This window comes from Candidatus Rickettsia mendelii, from assembly GCF_057543435.1.
Window position 1 is genome coordinate 38,700 of the sequence record NZ_BTGX01000016.1, and the last position, 15,816, is coordinate 54,515.

A 15,816-nucleotide genomic window follows, 5' to 3' on the forward strand; every position below is an offset into this window, starting at 1 on the left:
ATTGATACTATGATAATTCAGATCTATATTTTAATATTAATGCATCTAAAATTGCTACGGTTTCAACATCCAAATCGCCGAAAAAATTATTAGGACGAAAATGCATTTGAAATGAAATTATAACATTTTTCATTTTAGAGTCTAAAACTCCATTATCTTCAAGCTTATAGCCATATGTAATAAATTTTTGTTGAATTGCTTTTATATTTGTTACATCTACTTGTGGTAGTAGATCATTAAAAGTCTGCTCATCATACCATGCGCCTATACCATTATCATATAATAATTTCCATGGAAATAACGGCCCAGGGTCTTGTTTTCTACCAGGAGCAATATCAGAATGTCCTATAATTCTAGTTGGCTTAATATTATACCTAGCAATGATTTGCTTGCATAAACTTATAACACTATTAATCTGCTTTTGTGAATAAGGCAACCACGTTATATTACTGTTTTTTGTGCTTTGTTGATCATTACCTTTTGTATTTACTTTAAAAGCAGGGTTAACTATTTCAATACCAATTGATGTATCATTAATACGCTCATGCCCTTGCCAGTAACTTACTCCTGCATGCCACGCTCTATCATGTTCTTCTACTAATTGAAATACATGTTCAGGATTTTCATTATTTACTAAATAATGAGCACTTAATTGTTCACTGGTTAAAAAATCTATAGATTGCTTAAAATCGCACTGAGTATAATGTAATACTAGGAACTTAATACGTTTATCAAACCCTATAGCTCTATAAGATGTTTTATTGATTTTTATCATATAAATTTTAGGACGTTATACAAAGTTGGAGAATTCATTATATTAGTTACTTAATAATGCTATATAAGAAAAAACTTGTAGTGTATGGCTTTAAAAAATAGCTGAAGCGTCGTACCATGACCTAACCATGGTATTTTAAAAATTAACTTATAATATTAAAATTTATAGATCACAATATAAACTTACAGGGTGACAAGTTAATTTTCTTAACTATACTCTTTGAGTATTTACAATAACAACACAAGCAACCTTACACAAGAGGCACTTTTTGATGGTGCCGGATATCGGATTTGAACTGATGACCTACCGCTTACAAGGCGGTTGCTCTACCGCTGAGCTAATCCGGCATATAACAACTACGTAAAAGATTACAGCCAATTATTAAAATGTTACTACACAGATACCACCCCCTGATTTCATAAAAATGATATCAAGTGTTATTTTCAATGCTGAGACTACACTTAAACAGACCACCATTCATAGCATATTTCCGTAGCACATTTTAATTTTACAAGCAACTAAGCTTCCACTTCCTTTTTACTTGGTTTAGCTTTACGGTTTTTTGCTTTAACTTTCATCTCCTTTTTGACTTTCTCAGGAAGATTGACACCAGACTGCTCTATAAATTTTGCAACTCTTTCTGTTGGCTTAGCACCTGTACTAAGCCAATATTCTATACGATCTTTTTTTAAAACTACACGCTCACTACTTCCTTTAGCAAGCATTGGATTATAAGTTCCAACTTTCTCTAAAAAATTACCATCTCGTGGCGCAGTTGCATTAGCTACTACCACACGATAGAAAGGACGTTTTTTAGCGCCACCTCTAGCTAAACGAATTTTTACTGCCATATATACTCAACCTATTTTATTTTTTCTTCTTTAAAAAGAACATGTTTTCTAGCTATTTTATCATATTTACGAAAAGAAAGCTTTTCAGTTTGGGTTTTTGGATTACGTTTTTTTACCCAAAAAACGCCTGTATTAGCAGTACTTACTAGCCGCACTAACACATTTTTATTTTTCTTTGCCATTAGTTGTGACACCTTGAATCAAGATATTATTATTAAAGAGGGAGAATAAAACGAAATTAAAAAATAGTCAAGTGAAATACTTTATAGTAGCATTTTATTTTCGTCTGAATAAGCGTTCTATATCTTTGAGCTTTAACTCAATATATGTAGGTCTACCGTGATTACATTGCCCTGAAAACGGGGTATCTTCCATTTGACGCAATAAAGCGTTCATTTCATCTACTAATAATTTTTGTCCTGCTCTAATAGCATAATGACAAGCATAAGTTTTTGTCACATGATCAATTAACTCTGTTAAAGCTATATTCTCACCACAATCTGATAAATGATCAGCAAGATCTTGAATTAACTTTTGTACATTTATATCTCCAATGATATTTGGAATTTCAGTTACTATAATAGATTTTTCACCAAATCTTTCTAGAGTTAAACCAAGTTTAAATAGATTCTCTTTGTTTTCATACAAATAATCTGCCCTTTTTTCATTTGATAGCTCTACTACTTCAGGAATAAGCAAACGTTGCTTTATTAGTCCTTCTGTTTTAATATAGTTCTTTATTATTTCATACCCCAAACGTTCATGCGCAGCATGTTGATCAGTAATAATTATACTATCTTCTGTTTGTGAAATAATATAAGTAGTATGAAGCTGTGCCTTAGCTGCCCCAAGCCTATATTGTTTAGATGTATGCTGTTCATTTTGTATATACTTTTTTACTTCTTCTTGCTCTATTTTAGCATATGGTAATGTATCAATTAGTTTCTGACAAACATTACTTTGAGGAACTTTAGGTGTAATAGCTAGTGTATTAGCATTGTAATCAGACGATTTACTAGTAACACTTACATTTATATCTACTGTTGGTTGTTTATCAACTATAGGGCTCTTAAATAATTTAAGTGCATCATTGGCAATAGTAGTGGAAGTAACATGGCTTTTATTTGCTAAAGCATTTTTAATAGAATCTATTAATAGATTCCGAACATAAATTGGGTCGTGGAATCTAACTTCTGCTTTTGTTGGATGAACATTAACATCTACAAATTGTGGGTTGATTCGTAGGAATATAGCACATAGCGGATAACGGTCACGTGCTAAATAACCTTGATATGCCACTCTTAAAGCTATTTGCAATACTTTATCTTTTACTGACCTATTATTTATAAACAAAAACTGATCTTCACTTGAAGCTCTGTTATATGTCGGAATGCTAGTATATCCGTAAATAGAAAAGTCAGAAGTTTTAAAATTTATATAAGTAGCATTTTTTATAAAATTATCACCTATTACATCAATTATACGCTGTCTTAGGTTACTTTCTGTATCTTTACTTTGTCCTTTAAGCTTTAGTAAAACCTTACTCTCATGTGTTAGGTTAAAGGAAATTTCAGGATATGCTAAGGCAATTTTTTTAACTACATCAATTATTGTAGTAAGTTCAGTTTTATCAGTTCTAAGAAATTTTAAGCGAGCAGGCGTTGCAAAAAATAAATCTCGTATTTCTATTTTAGTACCATCATTATGAATAGAAAGAGTAACATGTTTTTCATTACCACCAATTAATTTAATCTGAAATGCTTTATCACTACCACGTTTCCTAGAAGTAATGAGCATTTTACTAATAGCAGCAATTGAAGGTAATGCTTCACCTCGAAAACCAAAAGTATGAATGTTTAGAAAATCATTTTCATCAAGCTTAGAGGTTGTATGACGCTCAACAGCAATTTCTAATTCCTTACTCGTCATACCGATACCATCATCAGAAATAATGATTAGGTTTTTACCTGCACGCTCTAAAATAATATCTATTTTACTACTACCTGCATCTACTGAATTTTCAACTAGCTCCTTTACCACTGAAGCAGGACGTTCTATAACCTCACCGGCAGCAATTCGGTTAATAGTACTTTCTGAAAGAAATTTTAGAGTCATTTTGTTATTAACCTAAATTTTTTGCTGCAATAAGGACAATCAACTTCCCCTATCTCTAGATCAATCTCCAAATATACTTTTGGATGATCATAAAACAGATTCTTACCATAACAAGATACATATACATCAGTACTATCAACAATTTCCATAAATCAATACTTTTTTCTTTTAAGTAAAATCTACCATAAGCCACTTTTAAATAAAAGACAAATACGAATTTAAACAGAGGTACAAATGAAAAACAAAATTAGTAGTTATTACCAAATTCTACTAGCAGTATTGGACTTGATATAGCAAAGCAATTTGTAAATCTATATAATGGCTTTACAAAAGATGTGTAGAGAACCTTTAATCATGCATTAAATAGCATATACTGTTAAAGTTTGTCATATTACTAAAGAATCTGCACCTAGAGATGTTACTCTTAAATTTTAGGCTATAAAAAAATTTGTAGAAGCTGATGAAATAGCTAATTTATGTAGTACTTAATGTAATAAAAAACATCATTAATAACAGGTGCAGGACTTTTTATAGATAGTAGCTGAACTGCATAGTAAGTAATAATTACTAAGTTTTTTAAAATTTTTTGTTAAAAATGTATTTATTTAATTATCAATAAAGTTATTTATATAAACTAAAAGCATTTTTTTAAATTAGGGATAGCTATTCTAGTAAAAATTTTCGTACTCATACTCAGAATCTAACATGACTACTCGAAAAACTAAATAACTATAAGTTCATATTTAACACTTTATAAATGATATAACTTGTTTATAATAGCTAGTAACAATTAAGTTATTTAGTGTTCAATGAATAGGTCTAATTTCATTTTTTTATCTGCTATTTCAGGTAATATACTCGAATATTATGATTTTACAGTATATTCCGTTTTTTCACCCATTATTGGACAAGTTTTTTTTCCTGGTGAATCAGAGTTTATCCGAATTCTTTTAAGCCTTGCAGTATTTGCAGTTGGTTTTTTAACAAGGCCGATAGGCGGAATATTATTCGGTTATATCGGTGATAGGTATGGTAGGCGTATTGCTTTAATACTGTCAATGCTTGGTATGACTATTCCAACTTTTATTATAGGTTTAATACCTTCATACGAAAGTATAGGAATTTATGCACCTATAACACTAGTTATAATGCGGCTTATACAAGGTTTATGTATTAGTGGAGAAGGAACAGGAGCAGCTATTTTTATCTTAGAACATCGTCAAAATCTAAGACCAGGTTTTACTGCTGGTTTAGTACATGGTTCAAATATTGCTGGCACTTTAATTGCAACATTTATCGGTATTATGATTGAATGTTATTTTTTCCAAATTGATTTCGCATGGCGTTTTGCTTTTTTACTTGGTGGTTTCATGGGTCTTGTCGGATTTTATTTACGATTACGTGTATCAGAAACACCTATTTTTAAAATGCTTGAGAAAAAGAAACAAGTTCTTAAAACACCTTTTTCCAATGTAATTAGAACTGCTTGGAGATCTATATTTTTAACTATATGTATAGGTGCTATTGCTAGTAGTGTTATGTATTTAGTAAAAACATATATAAATGTTTTTTATTACAATGTTATGCATCTTGATAATACTATCGCTTTATCATATTTAGCTTACTGCTCATTTATTGCTATGATAACGATGCCGTTTGCTGGCGGTACTGCTGATATTATCGGGAAATATAAAATGATTATGTTTGTTGGGGTTGCTATTTTGTTACTAATTTTACCGACTATGTTACTCATGGCAAAAAATAAGATATGGCAACAAATTATAGCACTTACTATTCTTGGCGTACTTGCCGGAGCAATAGCTGGTACAGCTTACATATTCGTTATATCTCTATTTACTGCAGAACAAAGATTTACTGGCGTTGCTTTTAGTTATAATTTTGCAATAGCAATATTTGGTGGTACCTCTCCGATTATTTCACGTTGGCTTGTTGAAAAGACTGCATTATTTTATGCTCCTGCTTTTTATATCATGATCATTACAGCTCTATTTTTAATGATTATGTACATGATGAAAAAAGTAATTAAACAAATTATTGAATAACATGCTCATTTAATTTGAGAAATTAGCTACGTTGCTTCTTTTTGTTTATAATAAAGTATATGAATATAGAAAATAAAAAAATAATTAGTAATTGGTTTACTGACTTACGTGATTTATTGTGTATAGAATTTGAAAAGATTGAAACAGAATATGCAAAAGAAAAAGGTATAAAACCAGCAAAATTTGTACGTTCGAATTGGCAGCGCAATGGTGGCGGTGGTGGTGTTATGTCTATTATGAAAGGAGAGGTATTTGAAAAAGTAGGTGTTAATATCTCTACTGTATTCGGTGAATTTTCCCCTGAAATTCGTCCTGAAATTCCTGGAACAGAAATAAATGGAGAATTTTTTGCAACAGGTATCTCATTAGTTGCACATCTTAAATCACCATTAATTCCTGCTGTGCATTTCAATACTCGTTACATAGAAACATCTAAAAGTTGGTTCGGTGGTGGTGGTGATTTAACACCATTTTATGCAGAAGAAAATGAAACTGCAAAATTTCATGCAGCATTTAAAGAAGCTTGTGATAAATATGATTCTAGCTATTACCCTAAATTTAAAAAACAATGTGATGAGTATTTTTATCTAAAACATAGAAAAGAACCAAGAGGAGTAGGTGGAATATTTTATGATTATTTAAATAGCGGCAATTTTAATCAAGATTTCGCTTTTACACAAGATGTAGGTAAAGCTTTATTATCAGTATATCCTGAAATCGTCAGAAATAAGTTATATTTACATTGGACAACAAAGCAGAAAGAATATCAGCTTATAAAGCGTGGTAGATATGTAGAGTTTAACTTATTGTACGATCGTGGTACTAAATTTGGTTTAATGACTGATGGAAATATTGAGGCAATATTAATGTCACTTCCACCGGAAGTAAAATGGTCTTAAGCACATTTTTATATTTTTAAATACTACTGTCTAGTGTTCATACCTCAAGAATACCTATTATATTATCCCCGCCTATGAATGACATATGAGTTATACAATTTTTAGTCAAAAGGTTTTACTATAACCATAATTACTGCAACAATCATACAAATAGTAGGAATTTCGTTAACTAGACGGAAAAATTTCTCAGAATGAACATTTTTGCCGCTTGCAAAATCTTTTCGCCATCTTGAAAGTAAACCATGAAATATGACTAAAATTAACACTGCAAACATTTTAACATGAAACCAAGTATCAAGAGCAACAAACCCATAAATATAAGCATTTATTAAACCAAATATAAATGTGCTAATCATTGCAGGATTCATAATAAATCTAAGTAATTTTAACTCCATTATTTGTAGAGTATTATCTAGTTCACTACCTATTTTAACCTTGGTATGATAAACATATATTCTAGGTAAATATAGCAATCCTGCCATCCAACATATAGTTGATATTAAGTGAACCGATTTAAACCATAAATAATAACTTGCCATTTCTTATTCTTTTATTTACATAAACATTTAACAAATTTATTTAGACATATTCTTGTACCAGAAGCACTAATTACTAAATTAGTATCAATCTTATTGATAAATCGTAGTAATATATTTGTCAAACTATTAATAAAAATTTTATTTGTTCCAAGTGTTGGTATTCTGGTATACTGAATTTTATATTTATCTGCAATTAATTTATATTCAATATCAAGTTCCACTAACGTCTCAATATGTTCAGACACAAAGGATATAGGTACAATAATCACGTTTTTTTTCAACTTTCCTGCTATTTCTATTTCATCTTCTGTATTTGGTTTTAACCATTCTATTGGTCCTACTCTACTTTGATAAGTTATCTTATAATCTAAATCTTTTATATCTAACTCTTTAACAACTAATTTTACTGTTTCTTCTATTTGGAAACTGTAAGGGTCACCTGATTTTATTATTTTTTCGGGCAGCCCATGAGCAGAAAATAATATGCGAAAATTTTTATCTTCTTTAACTAAGTTTTCTTTAATTAATAAAACATGAGATTTTATAAAATCTTCTTCTATAGGATAACAACAAACTATCTTAATCGGAATATCAGTGTCAATACTTTGCAAAAAATTTTTAACTGATGACCCTGTTGTAGTACTTGAAAAATGAGGATATAAAGGTAGCAATATTATCTCACTTGGATCATATTTTTTTATTTGATCTACTGTTTTTTCAGTAGATGGCATAGAATACCGCATATTTATAAAAATTTTAAAATTTTCTTTTATAAATTGTTTTAAATTTTTAGTTAATGCTAATTTTTGTGCTTCTGTTTCATCAAGTAGCGATGATTTACCTCCAATTAAAGAATAAATTTCCTGAGATTTTCCCTCTCTCATAATAGAAATTATTTTGGCAATAATATAACGTAGAGGATTAGGCAAATTAATAATAGCCTTATCATAGAATAAATTAAATAGGAATGGTTTTACTGATTTAAGATTATTTGGTCCTCCTAAATTAAAAAGTACTATTGCTATTTTTCTTTTCTTATTTTTTATTGCCATTACTTTTATAATTTATAAGACCTAACACATTCTACTAAAAATTTAATATTTTCTAGAGGTGTTTCAGGTAAAACACCATGTCCTAAATTAAAGATAAAATTCTTTCCCTTCATTGCTGAAAGAATTTTATGAGTTTTTTCTTTAATAATTTCTTTATTAGTAAGAAGTATGATTGGATCTAAATTACCTTGCACTATTACTTTATTACTCCATTGTTCCATTTTTTCAAGAGGAACCATCTGATCTACAGCTAAAATATCTATTTGTACTTCTTTTATAAATTTTTCGTATAATAATCCTGCTCCTTTAGGAAAAGCAATAATAGGAACTTTTGGAAAAACTTTTTTTATTTTTGATATAATCTTTTTTGTTGGTTCTATTACAAATTCAGTAAATTCTTCTTCTGCTAGCACTCCTGACCATGAATCAAAAATTTTTATGATATCTGCTCCCGCTTTTGCTTGATTTATAAGATGATAAGCTGTTTTATCAGTAATAAAGTCTAATAATTCTTTAGCAAGTATTTTTTCTTCATATATAAATTTTTTGCTTGTCTTAAAATCTTGTCTCCTTCTTCCTTCTAACATATAACTCATCACTGTCCAAGGGTTGCCAGCAAAACCTATTAAGGAGGTAGACGAAGGTAATTCTTTTTTTACTTTTTTTATTATTTCATAAACTTTTTCTAATTTGCTATCTGGGCTTTTCTGCAGATATTTAAAATCATTTTGTGATTTGAACTGTCTTAATATAGGACCTATGCTTTCACTAAATTCTATTTCCCATCCAAGAGCATGAGGTAAGACTAGTACATCAGAAAAAACAATTGCTATATCAAAATTATATCGCTTTATGGGTTGTAGTGTTACTTCTGTGGCTTTATCAATATCATAACAAAGATCTAGAAAATTTTTTACATTTTCTCTTACTTTTCTATATTCTGGCAAATATCTACCAGCCTGACGCATAAGCCAAATAGGTATTCTATTATTAAGTTCTTTTATAAAATTTGATGGATGTTTCATACTACTACTAAAGAATTAAATTATATATATTATTATTTGTTGTATATGTAAACGTAATTATGTAAATTAAATGTTTTGAACATAGTTATTAACAAAATTTACATTAAGATTTTCTTAAAAGTATTTAGTATTTTGAATTTTTATTCACATAAGTTCATAAAGAATTTATATAAGTGGATAACTAAGTGTAATATTTTTTATAGCTTAGAAAAGACTTCTTTTTCAAAGAAAAATATTACTTACTCACAATTTTATCCACAAACTATTTATTTAAAAGAAAATATACTAGATTTACTTAATTTAATAAGGATTCAAGAAAATTTTTAATAGATTTTAATAAGAAAAATAATAAGTTATTAGAAATTTTATCCACAATTGTATGTGTAAAGTATGACAAAGCTAATTATTCACTTGGTTTCAGACTCTTCTGTACAAACAGCTAAGTATGCAGCAAATTCTGCTCTTGCACAATTTACTTCTATAAAACCAAAATTATATCATTGGCCAATGATTAGAAATTTAGAATTATTGAATGAAGTATTAAATAAAATTAAATCAAAACATGGTATAGTATTATATACGATTGCTGATCAAGAACTAAGAAAGACATTAACAAAATTTTGTTATGAATTAAAAATTCCTTGTATTTCAGTTATAGGCAAAATTATTAAAGAAATGTCAGTTTTTTCAGGAGTAGAAATAGAAAAAGAACAAAATTATAATTATAAATTTGATAAAACTTATTTTGATACGCTTAATGCTATAGATTATGCAATAAGGCATGATGATGGACAAATGCTTAATGAATTACCAGAAGCAGATATAATATTAATAGGTCCTTCTAGGACTTCTAAAACTCCAACTTCTGTATTCTTAGCATACAATGGTCTAAAAGCTGCAAATATCCCTTATGTCTATAATTGTCCTTTTCCTGATTTTTTAGAAAAAGATATAGATCAGCTAGTAATAGGATTTATCATTAACCCAAATAGGTTAATTGAGATAAGGGAAGCTAGATTAAATTTACTGCAAATCAATGAAAATGGAAATTATACAGATTTTAATGTAGTACAAAAAGAATGTTTAGAGGTTAAAAAAATTTGTGAACAAAGAAATTGGCCAGTAATTGATGTATCAACTAGATCAATCGAAGAAACAGCTGCATTAATAATGCGAATATACTATAATAGAAAAAATAAATATAATAAATAAAATGTTTTCATTATTTACAAGTAGAAACCAGTAATTTATACTTTATTTTATAAGTGTAAAGAGATAAATTATGGCGAATAATGTAACAGATAGCTCTTTTGAAGAAGAAGTATTAAAATCGGATTTACCAGTAATTGTTGATTTTTGGGCAGAATGGTGCGGCCCATGTAGAATGTTGACACCGATAATAGAAGAAATAAGTAAAGAGTTAGAAAGTAGGGTAAAAGTATTAAAAATGAATATTGATGAAAATCCTAATACTCCCTCAAAATATAGTGTTCGTAGTATTCCGACAATAATGTTATTTAAAAATGGTGAGCAAAGAGATATAAAAATAGGTCTGCAGCAAAAAAACTCACTTTTAGATTGGGTTAATAAGTATATTTAACTTATGTCCTCAAAGGTATTTATAGAAATAATAAATGGTTATGTAGAAGGTATTGATACTCATAAGAGAGCACAAGGTCTAAAACATTTTTTTTTGAAAAAAGGAGTCTCTCTCTCTCCAAATATACCAATATTAAATAACATTAATTTTTCTTGTTATGAAGGAGAAAAAATAGCTTTTATAGGTTCTAACGGTTCAGGGAAAAGTTCTCTTTTAAAAGCAATAGCAGGGATATATCCATTGAAATCTGGTACAATCAAAGTTCATGGAGATATTGCTGCAATTATAGATATGGGAGTTGGTTTTGAATCAGAGCAGACTGGTCGTGAAAATATAAAAATGTTAATGCTATATAATAACATGTTAGATAAATATAGCAAAAAAGTTGAACAGGACATTATAGATTTTTCAGAGTTAGGCAGTAAAATTGATTTACCGATAAAAATTTATAGTTCAGGTATGTTATCACGCCTTGCTTTTTCTGTATCAGTATTTCAAAATCCACAGATTTTGTTACTTGATGAAGTTTTTGCAGCAGGAGATAGCTATTTTATAGAGAAATCTCTTAATTTAATGAAAAACAAATTTAAAAATACTCCTATTTCAATAATAGTAAGTCATCAAGAAGAAATTATAAAAGATAATTGTGATAGATGTATTTTTTTACATGATGGTAATATTATCAGTGACGGTACTCCATCAGAAATATTTAAAATCTACAACATACAACGGAGAAATCCATAAATGATAAAGTATTTTTTTTCCAAAAAATACTGGCAAGCAATAGCATTACTAGTTAAAGCTTCCATAATTAGACAAAATAAAGATTCTTTTTTGGGCTCTTTATGGAGCTTAATTCAACCTTTTATTCATATAATGGTAATTTCATATTTTTTCAGTTTTTTATTAAGACAACCAAGAGAATTTATGATAATGAACTTAGTCGGTGGAATTCCTTTGTGGAGCTTTATAGTAAGCAGCTTAACGATTTGTTCAAGTTCTTTGGTTACACGTGATCAAATAATAAAAAAAGTTAGAATTTCTAAAACTTTTTTTCCAGTTGCAGATAGTTTAGGGCAATTATATACTTTAATTTGCTCATTTTCAGCAATGTATTTTGCTTTTATTTTACTGTTTCCAGAAAATTTTTCTTGGCAAATAATATTTATGCCAATATTAGTTTTACCATTAATAATATGTGTGATTAGCAGTTCTATTGCAGTAGCTTTCCTAACACCGTACATCCGAGATATTCCACAAATATTAAATGTTATTCTTGGGGTTATTTATTGGAGTATTCCAATAGTTTATCCATATTCTTTAATTCCAGAATCTAAAAAAATATATTTTGAGCTTAACCCATTCTTTTTAGTTATAAGACCGGTGCAATCTCTGGTGATTTATGGAACATTACCAGGGATTATATTAATAATTAAGTCTATTATAGTGTCATTTATTACCGTTTGTATAAGTTATTTTATTTATAGACATTTTTCTAAAAAAGTTATTTATTATTTATGAAACTCGGTTTTAATCTAGATTTTAATGAATTAGATTTAACCGGACTTAAAAAATTAGATCAGATATTTTTAGACTATATTTTTAAAGCTGATAAGTCTCTGCATAAAGATCTAATATTATTTAGATCAGCTCCTTTCTCTATTTTTTCAAAAGATTACTCTGAATTTTTATTAAAAATATCTCCTTATTTAGATGATTTTTTAGCAGAATTATTTTGCATTTCAAAAGAAATAACGATATTAAGGCTTAAGCATAAAGATTTTAATATTATTTATGAATGTAAAAGAAAATTTGTCCAGCGTTACGCAATAAAAAAATATCCACAAGAAAAAATAAAAGATATTGATTTTAATAATATTTATTTAAAGCTAACTAATTTAATAAGAGAGAGTTTTACTATCGAAAATCTTGCTAAGCAAATAATCATATGGCAACAAGATGAGAAAAGTTTTGCTGAAGAGCTAGAAATAGCAGCACAATATGCAGCATATCAAGTATTTGAAAATAAAAGTGATAAAATATTATTTAGTATTCCTCAAAAACTAGATAAAGAAAATCTAATAGACAGTAAAAAAGTAATAAGATATCAAAAAAAAAATAAGAGAATGGATTTTAACTATAATGACTCTTTTTTAAATTTGGATGAAGCTTTAAACCATTCTCATTATTGTATTTACTGCCATGAACAGGACAATGATTCATGTTCCAAAGGTTTGATAAATTCTCGCTTTTATAAAAATGCAGTAAAAAATAGGAATAATATAAAAAATCATAAAACTGCTACACAGCCTATAACTGCTTACAATAACACTAATGGTTGTCCGTTAAAACAAAAAATTTCTGAGATGAATTATGTTAAGGCACAAGGTTTTAACTTAAGTGCTCTTGCTATTATTGTTATTGATAATCCGATGGTTGCAGCAACGGGTTATAGAATTTGTAATGATTGCTCAAAAGCATGTATTTATCAAAAGCAAGATCCGGTAAATATACCACTAATAGAGTCAAATATTTTAGAGGAAACACTTAAATTACCTTATGGCTTAGAAATATATCTACTGCTTACTCGCTGGAATCCTCTTAATATCTATGCTCCGTTACCAAAAGAATCTACTAATTATAATATTTTAGTCACTGGTCTTGGTCCGGCAGGTTTTAGCCTTAGCTATTATTTATTACGATCAGGTCACAATGTTATTGCTATCGATGGCTTTAAGATTACTCCACTACCATTTGATATCCATAAACCTATCAAATTTTGGCATGAATATAAGAGCTTATTATCAGAGAGAATGCCAAGAGGATTTGGAGGGGTAACAGAATATGGTATTACTGTCCGCTTCAATAAAAATAACCTTGATATATTACGTTTAATATTAGAGAGAAATAATAATTTTAGATATTATGATGGAGTAGTTTTAGGTAGTAATATAACAAAGGAGCAAGCATTTGACTTAGGCTTCGATCATATAGCTTTATGTACAGGAGCAGGTGCACCAAAAATTTTAGAAATAGAAAATTTTGAAGCTAAAGGCGTAAAAACTGCTTCTGATTTCTTAATGACTCTGCAAAGTGGAGGAGCATTTTTAAAGAATTCTAACACTAATATGGTAATTAGAATGCCAATTGCAATAATAGGAGGAGGTCTTACTTCAATAGATGTAGCAACAGAAAGCTTATATTATTATAAAATGCAAGTGGAGAGATTTTTTAAAGATTATGAACTCGCAGTTCATAAATATGGCAAAAATCGTACAGAAAAAGAGTGGACAGAAGAAGATAAAGAAATAGCTAAAGAATTTATTATACATGCAAAATTATTTGAAAAAGCTAAAGATATTAATGAATTAAGAAAAATTTTTAATGAAATTGGCGGTGTTACTATTTATTACCGCGCTAAATTACAGGATTCTCCAGCATATAGATTAAATCATGAAGAGCTAATATATGCTATAGCACTCGGCGTCAATTTTGCTGAAAATATGCAACCTTTAAGAATTAATACTGATAAATATGGTCATATAGAATCTATAGAATTTCAAGATTCAAAAGTAAAAGCTAAAACTATGATAATGGCAGTTGGTATTGAAAGTAATATTCAGCTTGATGAGGATAAATATAGTTATTTTGGTGATTGTAATCCTAAATATTCTGGTAGTGTAGTTAAAGCTCTTGCAAGTACTAAAGAAGGATATGAAAATATTAATAAAAAACTTATAAATAATAATCCCAAATTTAATGGTAGTTACAAAGATTTTTATACACAGCTTGATTACTTATTAGTTAGCAGAGTTCAAAAGGTAAATATTCTAGATAATAAAACGTTTGAATTAATAGTTCAATCACCACTTGCAGCTAAAAATTTTAAACCTGGACAATTTTTTCGTTTACAAAACTATTCTAATGATATTACTAAATTAATAGAATCTTTAGCATTAAGTGTTGCAGATATTAACGCAGAAAAAGGCTTGATTAGTTTTATAATTTATGAAGTTGGTAAATCAACTAGTCTATGTAAGATGTTCTCTGAAAGTGAACAAGTTGTTTTAATGGGACCAACAGGTACACAGACAGGAACACTAAAGAATAAAAAAATAGTTGTTATTGATTCAATGTTTGCTAGTAATAGGTTATTATTGCTAGCTAAAGCTTTTAAAAAAAATAATTGTGAAGTTATATTTTTTACTGGTTCTACTATAATAGATGATATAAAACAGTATATTAAAACTTGTAAATTAACTTCTGTTGATAGAGTAATAATTAATGCTTCACCTGAGATAGCACAAGAATTACAAAGCCTAAAAAATGAGATATTTGGTCAAAATACAGAAATTATTGTTAGTATTAATTCATCTATGCAGTGTATGATGAAAGGAATTTGTGGTCAATGTATACAAAAAATTAAAGGGGAGAAAAAATATATTTTTGCATGTAGCTGTCAGAATCAAAAAGCAGAAATAGTTGATTTTAGAAGTTTCAAAACTCGCTTGCATCAAAATTCTTTGCAAGAAAAAATGAAAAAGTTGGTTTAGTAGTATAATATTACTTAATTTAAAAGTATCTATAATTTGAGATATTAATCATCCAGTTTGTATGGTTTATATAAGAAACAATAAAATATCTTCTAAATGTGTTATACAAATAATAATTTGGCATGGTAAGTAAATTTGCTTAAACTACGATAGTAGATCTGTTTTACCTTACCATGGATTTTATTATGCTGCACGTATAATGTTTACTCTTCTCATTAAGTACTCCATCCTTCTCTAAAATCTGAGTTTTAATAAATATTGATATCTATTTTCCTTAGCTAAGTCTAAATTTTCTAGTTATTTAAGATATATATGGTGTTGTTTCAATAATTATATAGTTTTTA

General features: G+C 28.4%; 15 protein-coding genes and 1 tRNA gene. 7 read left to right on the forward strand and 9 right to left on the reverse strand.

Going from position 1 to position 15,816, the window contains the following annotated elements:
• Window positions 1-7 precede the first annotated feature (7 nt).
• The 6 genes from AC27F4_RS03055 to AC27F4_RS03080 form a co-directional block, all read right to left on the reverse strand.
• The gene (locus tag AC27F4_RS03055) at window positions 8-775 is read right to left on the reverse strand and encodes an N-acetylmuramoyl-L-alanine amidase (RefSeq protein ID WP_487061984.1); all 768 of its coding nucleotides are present in this window, start codon (window positions 773-775) and stop codon (window positions 8-10) included.
• A gap of 272 nt (window positions 776-1,047) precedes the next feature.
• Window positions 1,048-1,122 (reverse strand) — tRNA-Thr (locus tag AC27F4_RS03060).
• Between the two features lie 171 nt (window positions 1,123-1,293).
• Complete coding sequence (gene rpsP / locus AC27F4_RS03065; RefSeq protein WP_487061986.1) at window positions 1,294-1,626, reverse strand: 30S ribosomal protein S16; 333 nt, start codon at window positions 1,624-1,626, stop codon at window positions 1,294-1,296.
• An 11-nt stretch (window positions 1,627-1,637) separates the two neighbouring features.
• Window positions 1,638-1,808 (reverse strand): 50S ribosomal protein L33, encoded by a 171-nt coding sequence (rpmG, locus tag AC27F4_RS03070; RefSeq protein WP_487061988.1) that lies wholly within the window; start codon window positions 1,806-1,808, stop codon window positions 1,638-1,640.
• A 94-nt stretch (window positions 1,809-1,902) separates the two neighbouring features.
• Entirely contained in the window at window positions 1,903-3,741 is a 1,839-nt protein-coding gene (gene mutL / locus AC27F4_RS03075) for a DNA mismatch repair endonuclease MutL (protein ID WP_487061990.1), read from the reverse strand.
• Window positions 3,738-3,890, reverse strand: coding sequence for a zinc-finger domain-containing protein (locus AC27F4_RS03080; RefSeq protein WP_487061992.1), 153 nt, complete (start codon window positions 3,888-3,890; stop codon window positions 3,738-3,740). The genes mutL and AC27F4_RS03080 overlap by 4 nt, the downstream gene beginning before the upstream one ends.
• Window positions 3,891-4,550: 660 nt before the next feature.
• Here AC27F4_RS03080 and AC27F4_RS03085 point away from each other — a divergent pair.
• Window positions 4,551-5,804 (forward strand): MFS transporter, encoded by a 1,254-nt coding sequence (locus AC27F4_RS03085; protein WP_487061994.1) that lies wholly within the window; start codon window positions 4,551-4,553, stop codon window positions 5,802-5,804.
• 59 nt (window positions 5,805-5,863) lie between these two features.
• Window positions 5,864-6,703: an oxygen-dependent coproporphyrinogen oxidase gene (hemF, locus tag AC27F4_RS03090; protein ID WP_487061996.1), complete on the forward strand. Its 840-nt coding sequence runs from the start codon at window positions 5,864-5,866 to the stop codon at window positions 6,701-6,703.
• 101 nt (window positions 6,704-6,804) lie between these two features.
• Here the strand turns inward: hemF and hemJ are convergent, their stop codons facing one another.
• From hemJ to hemE, 3 genes are read right to left on the reverse strand one after another with little or no spacing between them, the layout of a single operon-like run.
• A complete protein-coding gene (hemJ, locus tag AC27F4_RS03095) occupies window positions 6,805-7,242 on the reverse strand; it encodes a protoporphyrinogen oxidase HemJ (RefSeq protein WP_487061998.1) in 438 nt (145 codons plus the stop codon).
• 11 nt (window positions 7,243-7,253) lie between these two features.
• A complete protein-coding gene (hemH, locus tag AC27F4_RS03100) occupies window positions 7,254-8,294 on the reverse strand; it encodes a ferrochelatase (protein WP_487062000.1) in 1,041 nt (346 codons plus the stop codon).
• A gap of 5 nt (window positions 8,295-8,299) precedes the next feature.
• Window positions 8,300-9,319 (reverse strand): uroporphyrinogen decarboxylase, encoded by a 1,020-nt coding sequence (gene hemE / locus AC27F4_RS03105; RefSeq protein ID WP_487062002.1) that lies wholly within the window; start codon window positions 9,317-9,319, stop codon window positions 8,300-8,302.
• 390 nt (window positions 9,320-9,709) lie between these two features.
• Between hemE and AC27F4_RS03110 the strand changes: the two genes are divergently transcribed.
• The 5 genes from AC27F4_RS03110 (at window position 9,710) to AC27F4_RS03130 (ending at window position 15,472) form a co-directional block, all read left to right on the forward strand.
• Entirely contained in the window at window positions 9,710-10,531 is an 822-nt protein-coding gene (locus AC27F4_RS03110; protein ID WP_487062004.1) for a pyruvate, water dikinase regulatory protein, read from the forward strand.
• Window positions 10,532-10,601: 70 nt separating this feature from the next.
• On the forward strand, window positions 10,602-10,919 hold the full coding sequence (gene trxA / locus AC27F4_RS03115) for a thioredoxin (RefSeq protein ID WP_487062006.1): 318 nt from the start codon (window positions 10,602-10,604) through the stop codon (window positions 10,917-10,919).
• A gap of 3 nt (window positions 10,920-10,922) precedes the next feature.
• Window positions 10,923-11,663 (forward strand): ABC transporter ATP-binding protein, encoded by a 741-nt coding sequence (locus tag AC27F4_RS03120; protein ID WP_487062008.1) that lies wholly within the window; start codon window positions 10,923-10,925, stop codon window positions 11,661-11,663.
• Window positions 11,664-12,440, forward strand: coding sequence for an ABC transporter permease (locus tag AC27F4_RS03125; protein ID WP_487062010.1), 777 nt, complete (start codon window positions 11,664-11,666; stop codon window positions 12,438-12,440). It begins immediately after the preceding gene.
• The gene (locus AC27F4_RS03130; protein ID WP_487062012.1) at window positions 12,437-15,472 is read left to right on the forward strand and encodes an FAD-dependent oxidoreductase; all 3,036 of its coding nucleotides are present in this window, start codon (window positions 12,437-12,439) and stop codon (window positions 15,470-15,472) included. Before AC27F4_RS03125 ends, AC27F4_RS03130 begins: the two co-directional genes overlap by 4 nt.
• Window positions 15,473-15,816 lie beyond the last annotated feature (344 nt).